General features: G+C 72.2%; 10 protein-coding genes. 4 read left to right on the top strand and 6 right to left on the bottom strand.

Annotated features, from left to right (window positions below; genetic code table 11):
* The first annotated feature begins 33 nt into the window (after positions 1 to 33).
* From ACIBK3_RS23790 to ACIBK3_RS23780, 3 genes are all read left to right on the top strand, one after another.
* Positions 34 to 3762, top strand: a complete 3729-nt coding sequence (locus ACIBK3_RS23790) for an ABC transporter ATP-binding protein (RefSeq protein WP_399368459.1) — start codon at positions 34 to 36, stop codon at positions 3760 to 3762.
* Positions 3763 to 4107: 345 nt separating this feature from the next.
* Positions 4108 to 4500, top strand: coding sequence for a hypothetical protein (locus ACIBK3_RS23785; protein ID WP_399368457.1), 393 nt, complete (start codon positions 4108 to 4110; stop codon positions 4498 to 4500).
* Positions 4501 to 4610: 110 nt separating this feature from the next.
* On the top strand, positions 4611 to 6074 hold the full coding sequence (locus tag ACIBK3_RS23780; protein ID WP_399368455.1) for a S28 family serine protease: 1464 nt from the start codon (positions 4611 to 4613) through the stop codon (positions 6072 to 6074).
* A 37-nt stretch (positions 6075 to 6111) separates the two neighbouring features.
* Here ACIBK3_RS23780 and ACIBK3_RS23775 read toward each other — a convergent pair whose 3' ends face one another.
* From ACIBK3_RS23775 to ACIBK3_RS23765, 3 genes are all read right to left on the bottom strand, one after another.
* A complete protein-coding gene (locus ACIBK3_RS23775) occupies positions 6112 to 6753 on the bottom strand; it encodes a hypothetical protein (RefSeq protein WP_399368918.1) in 642 nt (213 codons plus the stop codon).
* Between the two features lie 139 nt (positions 6754 to 6892).
* Entirely contained in the window at positions 6893 to 8704 is a 1812-nt protein-coding gene (locus ACIBK3_RS23770) for a glycoside hydrolase family 3 protein (protein WP_399368453.1), read from the bottom strand.
* Positions 8705 to 9408: 704 nt separating this feature from the next.
* Positions 9409 to 10179: an MBL fold metallo-hydrolase gene (locus tag ACIBK3_RS23765; RefSeq protein WP_399368451.1), complete on the bottom strand. Its 771-nt coding sequence runs from the start codon at positions 10177 to 10179 to the stop codon at positions 9409 to 9411.
* A gap of 78 nt (positions 10180 to 10257) precedes the next feature.
* Here ACIBK3_RS23765 and ACIBK3_RS23760 point away from each other — a divergent pair, with 78 nt between their 5' ends.
* A complete protein-coding gene (locus ACIBK3_RS23760) occupies positions 10258 to 10890 on the top strand; it encodes an ABATE domain-containing protein (RefSeq protein WP_399368449.1) in 633 nt (210 codons plus the stop codon).
* A 200-nt stretch (positions 10891 to 11090) separates the two neighbouring features.
* Here ACIBK3_RS23760 and ACIBK3_RS23755 read toward each other — a convergent pair whose 3' ends face one another.
* From ACIBK3_RS23755 to ACIBK3_RS23745, 3 genes are all read right to left on the bottom strand, one after another.
* Positions 11091 to 11891, bottom strand: a complete 801-nt coding sequence (locus ACIBK3_RS23755) for a sugar phosphate isomerase/epimerase family protein (RefSeq protein ID WP_399368447.1) — start codon at positions 11889 to 11891, stop codon at positions 11091 to 11093.
* Positions 11892 to 12003: 112 nt separating this feature from the next.
* Complete coding sequence (locus tag ACIBK3_RS23750; protein WP_399368445.1) at positions 12004 to 12945, bottom strand: GNAT family N-acetyltransferase; 942 nt, start codon at positions 12943 to 12945, stop codon at positions 12004 to 12006.
* Positions 12946 to 13169: 224 nt separating this feature from the next.
* On the bottom strand, positions 13170 to 14216 hold the full coding sequence (locus ACIBK3_RS23745) for a LacI family DNA-binding transcriptional regulator (RefSeq protein ID WP_399368444.1): 1047 nt from the start codon (positions 14214 to 14216) through the stop codon (positions 13170 to 13172).
* Between the last annotated feature and the right edge of the window lie 233 nt (positions 14217 to 14449).

The raw sequence follows: 14449 nt of genomic DNA, 5'->3' as shown, positions 1-14449 counted from the left end.
TTCCGGAAGATCAGGTCTGAAGGAGGACACCGCGTGGCAGCGCACCAGGGGGACGAACAGGGCTGGGCTCGCAGGCTGGCCGGTTACGCGTGGCGCCACCCCCAGGATGTCGTCCTGGCCCTCGGGTCGAGCCTGGCCGGGATGGCCGTGCTGGCCGTCGTCCCCCTGATCACCAAGGTGATCATCGACGACGTGATCGGCGACCACAGCCGGGACATGGCTCCCTGGGCCGGCGCGCTGATCGGCGCGGCCGTCATCGTCTATCTGCTCACCTACGTCCGCCGCTACTACGGCGGACGTCTCGCCCTGGACGTCCAGCACGACCTGCGCACGGAGATGTTCGGGACGATCACCCGCCTCGACGGCCGCCGGCAGGACGAGCTGTCCACCGGCCAGGTCGTCGGCCGGGCCACCAGCGACCTCCAGCTGATCCAGGGCCTGCTCTTCATGCTCCCGATGACCATCGGGAACTTCGCTCTCTTCCTGATCTCCCTCGTGGTCATGGCGTGGCTGTCCGTGCCGCTCACCCTGGTCGCCCTGGCCGTCGCGCCCGCCCTGTGGTGGATCGCGAAGCGCTCCCGCACCAGGCTGCACCCCGCCACCTGGTACGCCCAGGCCCAGGCCGCCGCCGTCGCGGGCGTGGTCGACGGCGCCGTCAGCGGCGTACGCGTGGTGAAGGGCTTCGGGCAGGAGGACCAGGAGACGGGCAAGCTGCGCGAGGTGGGCCGCCGTCTGTTCGCCGGCCGGCTCCGCACCATCCGCTTCAACTCCCGGTACACCCCCGCTCTGCAGGCCGTCCCCGCTCTCGGCCAGGTCGCGATGCTCGCGCTCGGCGGCTGGCTCGCGGTGCGCGGGCACATCACGCTCGGCACGTTCGTCGCCTTTTCCACCTACCTCGCCCAGCTCGTCGGCCCGGTGCGGATGCTCGCGATGGTCCTCACGGTCGGCCAGCAGGCCCGCGCGGGCACCGAGCGCGTGCTGGAGCTGATCGACACCGAGCCGTCGATCCAGGAGGGGACGAAACAGCTTCCCGCCGACGCCCCGGCCACCGTCGAGTTCGACGACGTCTCCTTCGGCTACGACGGCACCGCCGGCCCCGTCCTCGACGGGCTCAGCTTCGAGATCCACCCCGGCGAGACCCTCGCGGTCGTCGGCTCCTCAGGCTCCGGCAAGTCCACCGTCTCCCTCCTGCTCCCGCGCTTCTACGACGTCACCCACGGTGCCGTCCTCATCGGCGGGCACGACGTCCGCGAGCTCACCCTCGACTCGCTGCGGGCCGCGATCGGGCTGGTCCCCGAGGACTCCTTCCTCTTCTCCGACACGGTCCGCAACAACATCGCGTACGGCCGCCCGGACGCGACCCAGGAGGAGATCGAGGCCGCTGCCCGCGCCGCCCAGGCCGACCGTTTCATCAGGGAACTCCCCGAGGGATACGACACCACGGTCGGCGAGCACGGCCTCACCCTCTCCGGCGGCCAGCGGCAGCGCGTCGCGCTCGCCCGCGCGATCCTCACCGACCCGCGCCTGCTGGTCCTGGACGACGCCACCTCCGCCGTGGACGCCCGTGTCGAGCACGAGATCCACGAGGCTCTTCAGCAGGTCATGCGGGGCCGCACCACGCTCCTCATCGCCCACCGCCGCTCCACCCTCAACCTCGCCGACCGCATCGCCGTCCTCGACGCCGGCCGGCTCGCCGACATCGGCACCCACGACGAACTCCAGCAGCGTTCCCCCCTCTACCGCCGCCTGCTCACCGACCCGGACGAACTCGGCGGCGTCTCCCCGGGCCACGCCCTGCCCGCCGCCCCCGCCGAGGACACGTCCGTACGTGACGAACTGGACGCCGAGTTCGACGCCGAGAGCGGCATCACGCCCCGGCTCTGGGCGGGGGAGCGCGAGCGGCGGGACATCGCGATGGACGGCACTCCGGCCACCCCCGAACTCCTAGCCCAGGTCGAGGCGCTGCCCCCGGCGACGGACACCCCGGGCGTCGACGAGGCAAGGGCGGTCGCCGCCGAGGAGTCGTACGGCCTGCGCAGGCTGCTGCGGGGCTTCGGCCTGCCGCTGCTCGTGAGCCTCGCCCTGGTCGCCGTGGACGCCGGGATGGGTCTGCTGCTCCCGGTGATGATCCGGCACGGCATCGACGACGGTGTCAACGAGATGGCGCTCGGCGCGATCTGGTCCGCCTCCCTGCTCGCCCTGGTCGCCGTCGGCGTGCAGTGGGCGGCGCAGGTCGGCGAGATCCGGATGACCGGCCGTACCGGCGAACGGGTCCTGTACGCCCTGCGCCTGAAGATCTTCGCCCAGCTCCAGCGGCTCGGACTGGACTACTACGAGCGGGAGTTGACCGGCCGGATCATGACCCGGATGACGACGGACGTCGACGCGCTGTCGACGTTCCTCCAGACGGGCCTGGTCACGGCCTTCGTCTCGGTCGTCACCTTCTTCGGCATCATGGGCGCCCTGCTGGTGATCGACCTACAGCTCGCGCTCGTCGTGTTCGCGACCCTGCCGCCGCTGATCGTCGCCACGTTCTTCTTCCGCCGGGCCAGCGTGAAGGCGTACGAACTGGCCCGGGAGCGGGTGTCGGTGGTCAACGCCGACCTCCAGGAGTCGGTGTCGGGTCTCAGGATCGTGCAGGCCTTCCGGCGTGAGCGGGACGGCGGGGCACGGTTCGCCGAACGCAGCGACAGCTACCGGCAGGCGCGTATCCGGGGTCAGTGGCTGATCTCCATCTACTTCCCCTTCGTACAGCTGCTGTCGTCGGTGGCCGCGGCCGGTGTACTGATCGCGGGCGCGGGCCGGATCGACGCGGCCACCCTCACGACGGGCGCCCTGGTCGCGTACCTGCTCTACATCGACCTGTTCTTCGCCCCCGTCCAGCAGCTCTCCCAGGTCTTCGACGGCTACCAGCAGGCGACCGTCTCGCTGGGCCGCATCCAGGAGCTGCTCCAGGAACCGACGTCCACGAAGGCCGCCGACGAGCCGCTCGACGTGCTGTCCCTGCGGGGCGAGATCGCCTTCGAGGACGTCCACTTCGCCTACGGCTCCACCGACGAACCCGAGGAGGCCCTCGGCGGCGTCGACCTGCGCATCCCCGCCGGGCAGACGGTCGCCTTCGTCGGCGAGACCGGCGCCGGCAAGTCGACCCTGGTCAAGCTGGTGGCCCGGTTCTACGACCCGACCGGCGGCCGCGTCACGGTCGACGGCACGGACCTCAGGGCACTGGACCTCACCTCGTACCGCCACCGGCTCGGGGTCGTCCCGCAGGAGCCGTACCTCTTCCAGGGCACCGTCCGCGACGCCATCGCCTACGGCCGCCCCGACGCCACCGACGCCGAGGTGGAGGCGGCTGCCCGCGCGGTCGGCGCCCACGAGATGATCGCCACCCTGGAGGGCGGCTACCTCCACGAGGTCGCCGAACGCGGCCGCAACCTCTCGGCCGGCCAGCGCCAGCTGATCGCACTGGCCCGCGCGGAGCTGGTCGACCCGGACATCCTCCTCCTCGACGAGGCCACGGCCGCCCTGGACCTGGCCACCGAGGCCCAGGTCAACCAGGCCACCGACCGCATCGCGGGCCGCCGCACGACCCTCGTGGTGGCCCACCGCCTGACCACGGCGGCCCGCGCGGACCGGGTGGTCGTCATGGACCGGGGCCGGGTCGCGGAGGACGGCACGCACGAGGAACTGCTGGTCCGGGGTGGGCGGTACGCGGAGTTGTGGCGGACGTTCGTGGGGGAGGACGCGCCTGCTCCGGCCTGACCGTGTGGTCGTTGCCCGGTGTTGACGGTGTGGTGGCTGGCGCCGGTACCAGGCGCCGGGCGGAGTCCGGCCGGTCGTTCCGAAGCCCGGGAGGCCCTCCGGGGCCGAGCGGTGCGAGGGCGACATCGGGAGGTTCGGCCCGGGGCCGGGTCGCGGAGGACGGTACGCACGAGGAACTGCTGGTCCGGGGTGGGCGGTACGCGGAGTTGTGGCGGACGTTCGTGGGGGCCGCCGAACCCGAGGAGCCGGTCGGCGCGTCGCAGTGACGGTCGCGCAACCATCGGACATGTGTCGTGCGTCCGTACACCTGTACGTCCATGAGTCACGCTTACGGGAGGGACGACTGTGGACTGTGGTGCGCTATGGCGGCGCCTCGCGCTCGCTCTGGCCCTGGTGACCGCGTCCGGCCTGCTCGCGCTGCTGATGCCGGCGTCCGCGCAGGCCGCCGACGCCTCGTCCTGCGCCGGACGCAAGGTCAGAACGCTCTCCTTCACCACCGGTTCCGTGCAGATCTACAAGCGGAGCGGCTTCGTCTGTGCGGTCACTCTCGCCAAGACCCCCGGTCCGAAGCGGCACATGATGGTCAGCGTGCAGGCGCGCGGCCTCCGTCCGGTCGTCGACGACGGCCGCTACTCGCGCCGCGCCGGACCGGTCACCGTGCACGCCGGCCACCGCTGCGTGCGAGTGAAGGGGCAGGTGAGCGGCGGCTCGGTCGCTACCGGCTGGATCCTCTGCTGAACACCGGTACCCTTGCGGGGTTTTCCCCATGAAAGCCCATCTCCCCTGGTGCGCAAGGGACTTGCTCCGCTAGCTTCCGCCGGACATCTGTAAAACACAGGGGAGGGTGCATGCGCAAGGCGCTCAGATGGCTGCTGGCGCTCACGGTGCTCATAGGAACACTGAGCACGGCGGGAGCGGCCACCGCCGCCGAACCGGAGGCCACCGGCACCACCGGCACCACCGGCAGCACCAGTACGACCACGGACATCAAGGACCGGCTCCTCGCCATCCCGGGGATGAGCCTGATCGAGGAGAAGCCGTACACCGGTTACCGCTTCTTCGTCCTCAACTACACCCAGCCGGTGGACCACCGGCATCCGTCCAAGGGCACGTTCCAGCAGCGGATCACCGTGCTGCACAAGGACGTCTCCCGCCCCACCGTCTTCTACACCGGCGGCTACAACGTCTCCACGAACCCCGGACGCCGCGAGCCGACGCAGATCGTGGACGGCAACCAGGTCTCCATGGAGTACCGCTTCTTCACGCCGTCCCGGCCCGCCCCGGCCGACTGGAGCAAACTGGACATCTGGCAGGCTGCCAGTGACCAGCACCGCGTCTTCAAGGCCCTGAAGTCCGTCTACACCAAGAAGTGGATCTCCACGGGCGGCTCCAAGGGCGGCATGACCGCCACCTACTACGAGCGCTTCTACCCGCGTGACATGGACGGCGTCGTCGCCTATGTCGCCCCCAACGACGTCGTGAACGACGAGGACTCGGCCTACGACCGCTTCTTCGCCGCCGTCGGCACCAAGGAGTGCCGCGACCGCCTGAACGCGGTCCAGCGCGAGGCCTTGGTGCGCCGGGAGCCACTGGAGAGGAAGTACGCGGCGTACGCGGCCGAGAACGGCTACACCTTCGACACCATCGGCAGCCTCGACCGGGCCTACGAGGCCGTCGTCCTCGACTACGTCTGGGGCTTCTGGCAGTACAGCCTGCTGTCCGACTGCGACTCGGTCCCGGCGGACGCGCAGACCGCGACCGACGACGACATCTGGACCTCCGTCGACACGATCTCCGGGGTCTCCGCCTACACCGACCAGGGCCTGGAGACGTACACGCCGTACTACTACCAGGCCGGCACCCAGCTGGGCGCGCCCACGATCCACTTCCCGTACATCGAGAAGAAGTACATCCGCTACGGCTACCAGCCGCCCCGGAACTTCGTCCCGCGCTCCATCCCCATGAGGTTCCAGCCGTTCGCGATGCGTGACGTGGACACCTGGGTGCAGCACAACGCCCGCCGGATGCTCTTCGTGTACGGGCAGAACGACCCGTGGGGCGCGGAGCCGTTCCGTCTCGGCACGGGCGCGAAGGACTCGTACGTCTTCACCGCCCCCGGCCTCAACCACGGGGCGAACGTGGCCGGTCTGATACCCGCTCAGAAGGCCCTGGCCACCGCCCGGATCCTGGAGTGGGCCGGTGTGGCGTCCGCGTCCGTCCAGGCGGACCCGTCGGCGGCCAGGCCGCTCGCGCGGTTCGACGCCAGGCTCGACCGGCGTGACGTGGAGCGCGAGCCCGGCCTGCGGCCGTAACTCCGCTGCTGTGCCCGGCCGTCGGCCCCGCTGCGGGTCACACCGGCCGGGCGCAGCCCACCGGCCGTTCGCCGCCGAGCTGGACGTACAGGGCCGTGGACAGCGGGCACTGGGCCCGTCCGGAGACGGCCTTCTCCACCTTGTACTGCGGTTGCTTCTCACCCGTGCCGTCGCAGGCGGTCTCGCGGACCTGCCCGTCGCCCAGGCTGTAGACGCAGTCGCCGACGATGGTACGGGGCCCGCCCCCGCCGCCCGGGTCGCCGGGATGCGGGGGTTCCAGGTTGCGCATGCAGGCGTAGCCCTGCGGTACGGCCCCGTCGCCGTCCTCGTCGGAGACCGGGCGCTGCTCGCTGATGTGCAGCACGAAGTCGGTGGTCGCCGGGCAGGACGGACCGTCGGTCACCGTGCCGTCGTGCCGCGCCACCACCCGGGCCGCCGCCCGTTCGCCGGCACAGGGGACCTCGGTGAAGCCGGCCGTCCCGAAGGAACTGCACTCGTCGACCGCGAGGAACACCGCCCCGTACCCGGAGGCCCGGTCCGGTGCCACCGACGACGCCCCGCCCCCCAGCCGGCCGTCCTCCCCGCCACCTCGCGCACCAGACTGCTGACATCCCGTCAGCAGGGCGATGGACGCCGTCAATACCGCGCACACCGCCCTCACGGACCCTCGCTCGCGCATCGTCATCCCCCGGCACCCCCGTCCAGCGTGACCGCCACGACGGGCCCACGCCAGGCGTGTGGGGCGCTTTGCGCCTTTTGGCGGTGGTGCGCCGGTTGCGTGGCGTATGGGGACTACGCAGGGGGACCGGGCCCGAGGACTACGCCGGGTACGTCAGCCCGAACCCGACCGGATACAGCACCCGCGCCGGATCGTCCGCCCGCTGCACCGGCACCGGCAGCTTCCCTCGCGGCCGGACCCGCCCCGCGATCACCCGCGCCGCCGCCCGCAGTTCGACGTCGGTCCAGGAGTAGGCCGCCAGGAACGCCGATGCGGTGGGCAGCTGGGCCACGTCGTACGGGTTGCGGACCGCCACCGCCACCACCGGCTTCCCGGTCGCCACCAGCTGCTCGACCAGTGTCTTCTGGGCGCTGCTCGCGGTGACGTTGTACGTCGCGACGACCACCGCGTCCACGTCCCCGGCCGCGGCGACCGCCCTGGCGACGGTGGCGGCGGAGGGTGCCGTGCCGGTCGGCAGCGCGCCGGTGGTGAAGCCGAGTTCGGTGAGCGCGCCCGCGAGCACCCCGGTGGGCGGCCCGGTGGTCCCGGACGGCGAGGCGGGATCCGCGCCGACGACGAGCACCCTGGGCGTACGGCGGCGAGAGAGTGGCAGCACCTTCCCCTCGTTGACCAGCAGCGTCGTCGTCCGCTCGGCGACCCGGTCGGCCGCCGCCAGATGCGCCCCGGTCCCGACCCTGCGTGTGACCCCGGCCTGGCTGACGTACGGCTCCTCGAACAGCCGCAGCCTCGCCTTCAGCCGCAGGATGCGCAGGATCGATTCGTCGAGCCGTGCCTCGGTGAGCTCTCCGTCCCGTACGGCCTTCAGGACCGCGTTCCACGCCACGTCCAGGGAGGGCGGGTTGAGGAGCTGGTCCACGCCGGCCTTGAGCGCGAGCGCGGGCACGCGGTCGTCGCCGTACTTGGTGCGCACGCCCTCCATGCCGAGCGAGTCGGTCACCACGACGCCGTCGTAGCCGAGTTCGCCGCGCAGGATGCCGGTGAGGATCGGGTGCGAGAGGGTGGCCGGGTCGCCGGAGGCGTCCAGGGCCGGGAACTGGAGGTGCGCGGTCATGATCGAGTCGATGCCGGCGCGGATGGCGGCCCGGAACGGGACGGCGTCCAGCTTCTCCCACAGCTCCCGGCTGTGGGTGATGACCGGGAAGCCGTAGTGGCTGTCGACGGCCGTGTCGCCGTGCCCCGGGAAGTGCTTGGCCGTCGCGGCGACCCGCGCACCCTGGTACCCCGCGACCTCGGCGGCCACCAGGCCCGCCACCGCGTCCGGTTCGGCGCCGAAGGAGCGCACACCGATGACCGGGTTGGCCGGGTTGACGTTCACGTCGGCGACGGGGGAGTAGTTCTGCCGGATGCCGAGCGCCGCCAGCTCCTGGCCCGCGATGCGGCCGAGCGTGCGGGCGTCCGTGCGCGAGCCGCCCGCACCGATCGCCATCGCGCCCGGGAAGAGGGTCGCGGGCTCGCCGACCCGGCACACGATCCCGTGCTCCTGGTCGGTCGAGATGAGCACCGGCAGCCCGCGCGGCTGTTCCAGGGACGCCTTCTGGATCCCGTTGCACAGGCCGGCGATCTGGTGCGGATCCCGGGTGTTGTGGGCCCAGGTGAAGTAGATGATCCCGCCGACCCGGTACTTCGCGACCAGCTCGGCGGCCGTACGGACGCCGATCTCCTTGAGGTTGGCGTCGACGTCGGCCTGGTCGGGGGCGGTGGCCGAATGGCCGTACACCCGCATCACGAACAGCTGGCCGACCTTCTCCTCCAGCGACATGCGGGAGATGAGGGCGCGGAGCTTCTTGTCGTCGGTGGTGGCGGCGTGGGCGGGGCCGCCGGTCGCCAGGGTTGTGGTGACGCCCGCAGTGGCGGCTGCGCCGGCGGTGAGAAAGGTGCGTCTGGAGGGCACGTGCGCTCCTTCCGGAGTCCATTGAAGGAAACTTCCGAGGAGTCAGCAATATCCGGGAAGTTTCTGCCAGTCAAGGGAACGCACAGGGGAGCGCACGGAGCGCGGAGGGGCCGTCATCGGCGCAGTTGGAGGGGGGCGCGCCGATGACGGCATGCTGCCGGCCGCGGCACGGCGGAGAGGGTGGGTCAGCGTTCGCAGCCAGCAGCGAGGCCGACACCGCACCACGGTGACTCTCCGACAGCTTGCGGGTTGGACGCGCGGGAGGGGGGCGGGGTTCCCGACCAGAGCCCCCTTCCCGGAAGTCGGGACGCCCGGGGCCAGTGGGTTCCAGGGGGCGTGCCGGGCGCGGCCCCGCGGGCTGCCGAGCCTCCCGAGTCTGCCGACGTACAGCGTACGGTCGGCTCATGGGCCAGCTTCTGCCGCTCCTCATCATTCTCGCCGCGCTCGCCGTCGTCCTTGGCCTGTTCGTGTGGCTGGCCCGGCACATCCGCCGCCGGGGAACGGGCGGCGGGGCGCTACGCGGGGCGATGGCGGCCTACGACGAGGCGTTCCACGGCACGGCGGCGGACTCGTACTACGAGATCCAGGTCCAGCAGGACCGCAAGGCACCGCTGCCGGACGACCGGTGGCGGTGGCGGGGCTCACGTGGGCGGCGTCCGCGGGCGCTCAGGGCCGCGGACGCCATGAGGTACCGGGGGGAGCGTTCAGCTCAGTTGCACGCGGTCGCCCAGTCCCGCCGCGCTGAAGGCGTCCACCAACTCGCCCCGGCCCTCGGTGAAGTGGGCCCAGCTGTCGAAGTGGGCCGGGACGACCCGGCGGGCGCCGAGGATCCGGGCGGCTTCGGCGGCCTGAGCGCTGTCCAGGGTGAGCAGCGCGCCGTCGAGGGCGGCGGTGCGGGCGGCACCGGCGAAGAGGACGGCGGTGTCCACCGGGCCGAAGCGCTCGGCGATCCGCCCGACCAGATCAAGTGAGGCGTTGTCACCGCTGACGTAGACCGTGGGCAGGGCGTCCCCGGTCAGGACGAAACCGACGACCTCCCCGACGACCGGCTCGCAGCCCTCGGGGCCGTGCCGGGCCGGTACCCCCGTCACGGTCACGGCGCCGGCGTCGGGGCGGTCCAGGTCCACGGAGTCCCAGGGGGCGAGGCCCCGGGCGGTGCCGCCCAGGCGGTCCGCGCCGCCGGGGGTGGTGAGGGTCAGAGGTACGTCGGCGAGCAGGGCCCGTCCGGAGCGGTCCAGATTGTCCGGGTGCTGGTCGTGGGAGAGCAGGACCGCGTCGATGCGGCCGAGGTCGGCGGGGGCGGCGGAGGCGGGGGCCGTCTTGGTGAGGGCGCGGCCGTTGCCCAGGGGGTAGTCGCCGGGGTCGTCGAACGTCGGGTCGGTGAGGAAGCGCAGGCCGCCGTACTCGATGAGAGCGGTCGGGCCGCCGAAGACACGGACGGTGACTTGCTCGCTGGTCGTGCCCACACCGGTCATGACAACAAACACCTCACGGTTGAGAGATTCGGTATCCGTGAGGTTAGGTGTTTGTCACGGACAAAGGCAAGCGGTACCGTGAGAATCGTGGAACAGATCGCGACCGCCGAGCCTGAGTCCGAGTCCGAGCCCGAGTCGGTGCCGGCTCCGGCGCCGGGTGCGGAGCAGTACCCCGCCCTCGACTTCGCCAACAGCGTCATCGCCCTGCCCGGCGGCAGGGTCCTCGACCTCCTCGACAGGCCGCAGGCCGCGACGCGGTGGCTGGCCGAGCGCGGCCTCGCCCCGGCGGACGCCGGGCTGCAGGAGGTGTGCGCGGGCCGCATGAGGTCCCTGCGCGAGGAGGTCAGGACACTGCTCGCCGCCCAGGTCGCGGGGCAGCCCGCTCCCTCCGGGGCACTGGCCGCCGTCAACACGGCGCTCACCCGGGTCCCCACGGCCGCTTTGCTGCACTGGGACCCGGCCCGCGGTCTGCACCGGGTCGCCCCGCACCCCACCGACCAGATCGTCGACCACGCCCTCGCGGCCCTCGCCTCGGGCGCCGCCGACCTGCTCACCGGCCCCGACGCCGAACGCCTGGCCGCCTGCGGCTCCGCCCCGTGCAACCGCTATCTGCTCCGCGCGGGGCGCCGCCACTGGTGTTCCGTCCGCTGCGGTGACCGCGCCCGCGCGGCCCGCGCCTACGCCCGACGCACCGGCGCCACGGCCGACTGAGACACACCTCGGCGCCCGGCAGGCTCGGCCGGGCGGGGAAGCCCCCGGCCCCGGCTGCCTCGGCCGGGCGGGAAAGCCCCCGGCCCCGGCTGCCTCGGCCGGGCGGGGAACAACAATCCGCCCCCGGCGACTCGGCCGACCAGGAAAGCCTCTCGCCCCCGCACCCCGGCCGACCGAGGAGGATCTCGCCCCCGGCAGTCTCAGGCGGACTCGTTGAGCAGCCGGGCCAGGTGGTCCCGCCCGGCCCCCAGCAGGTCGGGCAGCGGTGCCGCCGCCTCGTACCACCGCTTCTCGTACTCCCAGCACAGCCAGCCGTCCCAGCCGTGCCGGGAGAGCACCTCCACGCACTCGGCGAGCGGCAGCACCCCGGTGCCGAGGGCCAGCGGGGTCTTGTCCTCGGCGGAGGCGATGTCCTTGACCTGGACGTAACCGAGATACGGGGACAGCGCCGCGTACGTCTCCGAGGGCTGCTCGCCGCCCAGCCAGGTGTGCATGACGTCCCACAGCGAGCCGACCTGACGGTGGCCGACCAGGCCCAGCACACGGATCGCGTCGGCGCCGGTGCGGTGCGAGTCGTGGGTCTCCAGCAGGATCCGTACGCCGACGTCGGCGGCGTACTCGGCGGCCGTACCCAGCCGCCGCGCGGCGGCCGCGTCGGCCTCCTCCCGGCTCTGTTCGGTGCCGCCGCCGGGGAAGACCCGCACGTAGGGCGCGCCGAGGTCGCGGGCGAGGTCGAGGAGCCGGCGGATCTCCTCGACCACCGGCTCGTCCTCCCCCGGCGCGGCCACCCGCGCGTACCCGGCGAGGCCCAGCACCTCCACCCCGGCCGCCTTGAATTCGGCTGCGGCCTCGGTCCGTCGGTCGAGGTCGAGGCCGGGATGCACCGGCTCCTCCGGATGGGCGCGCAGTTCGACGCCGTGATAGCCGTACGTGGTCGCGAGACGCAGCACGTCGGGAAGGGGGAGGCCGGGAACGCCGAGGGTGGAGAACGCCAGTTTCATGATTCCTACTGTTCCTCGCGAGTCGGCTGGGGTCCAGACGGGGGGTGGTACGTGTCGGTCCCGTCCGTCCGGTTCCCGTCCCTCCTTCACCCGTGCCCTGAAGATCGGCCGGTCACTCGTCCCCGCCCTGCGTGCGGTGCAGATCCAGCCGCCAGTCCTGTCCCGTCAGGTCCTTCCCGAACGACCGGTGAGGTTTCTCGGCGACGAGGACGAAGCCGTGACGCTGGTAGATGCGGCGGGCGGCGCCGAGGATGTCGTTGGTCCACAGGACGACCTCGCGGTATCCGGCCTCGCGGGCGAAGTCGATCACCGCCGTGACGAGCCGGTCGCCGATGCCCAGGCCCCGCGCGTCCGGTTCGACGACGAGGAGCCGCAGCCGGGCGGTGGCCGGCGCCTCGTCCCGTACGCACATGATGCATCCCACCGGCCGGCCGTCCAGCTCGGCGATCCACACCCGCTCCAGGTGCGGATCGTGGTCCACCGCGAAGTCGGCGACGATCTTCGCCACCAGCCCTTCGTAGTCGGCGTTGAAGCCGTACTCGGCCGCGTACAGCGCCGCGTTGCGCTGCACGATCCAGCCGAGGTCGCCGGGACCGGGCTCGCGCAGGACGACGTCCTCGCGGCGCGGCGGGCGGCCGTCGGAGAGGATCTCGCGCACGGTCCGCAGCGCCTCGGACAGCCGGGGCCGCTCGGTGGACGGGACGGTGGCGAGCAGGGCGCTCACGGACTCGTTCGCCCGCTCGGCGAGCAGCGCGGCGGTCTCCCGGCCGCGGTCGGTGAGCGTGACGTGCCGCCGGCGGGTGTCACGGTGCGACGCGGTGCGCTCGATCAGTCCGTCCTGCTCGAACTTGTTCAGGATGCGGCTCAAGTAGCCCGCGTCCAGGGAGAGTTCGGCGCGAAGGTCGGCCGCGTCGGTCCGCGGGGAGTGCGCGAGCTCGTACAGGACGCGGGACTCGGTGAGGGTGTACGGGGCGTACAGGTGGCGGCTGTAGTCGAGGGCGCCGATGGCGTTCGTGTAGAAGCGGTTGAAGGCGCGGATGTCGTGGACGGTCATGACCGTCGACCCCCAAGTGGTCCCGGCGGGTGAACCCCGATGGTTGACTCAGTCAGAGATATCGCTGGGTCGAGCGTAGGACGACCGGGCACCGCACGTCCATGCCCGTGCGGCGGTCACGAGGGAAGGCGGGCTGCTCGGCCTTGATCTGTATCAACGCGGCAGCCTCCGTGAAAGCACCGGCCCCGTCAGCGCACCAGCCCCCCGTCACACCACCGGCCCCCTCAATCCCGCGGCCCCCCAGAAGACCCCCGCACCATCAGCTCCCCCCGAACCGTCGCGATCCCTCCGGGCGGCGGCTCCTCCCGCCCCATGGCGATCCGGCCCGCCCGCGCCCCCGCCTCCGCGAGCGGCAGCCTCACGGTCGTCAGCGAAGGCATCGCGTCGACGCTGAACGGGAGGTCGTCGAAGCCGGCCACCGAGACGTCCTCCGGAATCCGCAGCCCCGAGTCGCGCAGCGCCGCGCACGCCCCCAGCGCGACGGAGTCGTTCGCGGCGACCACAGCCGTGAGCGACGGATCCCGCCGCAGCAGCTCCAGCGTGGCCTCGTACCCCGACTGCCGGTCGTAGCGCCCCCACACCGTCCACCGGGGGTCCTCCTTGATCCCGTGGGCGTCCAGCGCCGCCCGGTGGCCCTCCAGCCGGTGCCGGGTCGTCGTACGTTCCTCGGGTCCCGCGATGTATCCGAGCCGCCGGTGTCCCAGCCCGATCAGGTGCTCGGTCAGTTCGCGTCCGCCCCCGCGGTTGTCGAAGGTCAGGGCGATCGCCCCGGTGTCCGGCGCCGGCGGGCGTCCGCACAGCACCACCCGGGTCCCCGCTTCCCCCAGCTTCCGCAGCTTCGCCGACATCGCCGCCGTGTGCGCCGCGTTCTCGATGGCCCCGCCGGTCAGCACCACGGCCGCCGCCCGCTGCCGCTGCAACAGGGTCACGTAGGTCAGCTCCCGCTCCGGCGAGCCCCCGGTGTTGCACACGACCGCCAGCCGTTCGCCCCCCGCTCGCCCGCCCGGTCCGCCGATCTCGGACTGGATGGCGCTGGCCATGATCCCGAAGAAGGGGTCGGCGATGTCGTTGACCAGGATGCCGACCAGGTCGGAGGTGGCCGCGGCCAGTGCGCTGGCGGGTCCGTTGAGTACGTAGTCCAGCTCGTCCACGGCGCGCAGCACCCGGTCGCGGGTGGACGCCGCCACGGGGTAGTTGCCGTTCAGCACGCGCGACACCGTCGCGGGGGAGACCTGGGCGCGGGCCGCCACGTCCGCCAGGGTCACCGTCATCTCGTCGTCCTCCGGTCGAGCATTTCGTCGTACGTCGTCGTACGCCCACGTAGACAGACCACGCGCAGCCTCGGTTCCGAGCGTGTCGAGCAGACCATACGGCCCCCACTCCCCGTTGTTCGCCCCCTCGAACAACTCAACCCCGTCACGGTCTTGTCCAGACCGCTGCTCAGAGGCTAGCTTCTCATCAGATAGAAAGCGCTTGCTGTATGGGCTCTGTTCCGCACCGTTCT

This window comes from Streptomyces sp. NPDC050287 (assembly GCF_044459385.1).
Taxonomy (GTDB): Bacteria; Actinomycetota; Actinomycetes; order Streptomycetales; family Streptomycetaceae; genus Streptomyces.
This window is presented reverse-complemented; position numbering and strand designations above follow the sequence as displayed.

What these genes read in the sequence shown, in the direction of transcription:
- ACIBK3_RS23755 (WP_399368447.1), bottom strand. Translation starts at nt 11,891, where the DNA reads ATGAAACTGGCGTTCTCCACCCTCGGCGTTCCCGGCCTCCCCCTTCCC.
- ACIBK3_RS23765 (WP_399368451.1), bottom strand. Translation starts at nt 10,179, where the DNA reads ATGACCGGTGTGGGCACGACCAGCGAGCAAGTCACCGTCCGTGTCTTC.
- ACIBK3_RS23750 (WP_399368445.1), bottom strand. Translation starts at nt 12,945, where the DNA reads ATGACCGTCCACGACATCCGCGCCTTCAACCGCTTCTACACGAACGCC.
- ACIBK3_RS23745 (WP_399368444.1), bottom strand. Translation starts at nt 14,216, where the DNA reads ATGACGGTGACCCTGGCGGACGTGGCGGCCCGCGCCCAGGTCTCCCCC.
- ACIBK3_RS23775 (WP_399368918.1), bottom strand. Translation starts at nt 6,753, where the DNA reads ATGCGCGAGCGAGGGTCCGTGAGGGCGGTGTGCGCGGTATTGACGGCG.
- ACIBK3_RS23780 (WP_399368455.1), top strand. Translation starts at nt 4,611, where the DNA reads ATGCGCAAGGCGCTCAGATGGCTGCTGGCGCTCACGGTGCTCATAGGA.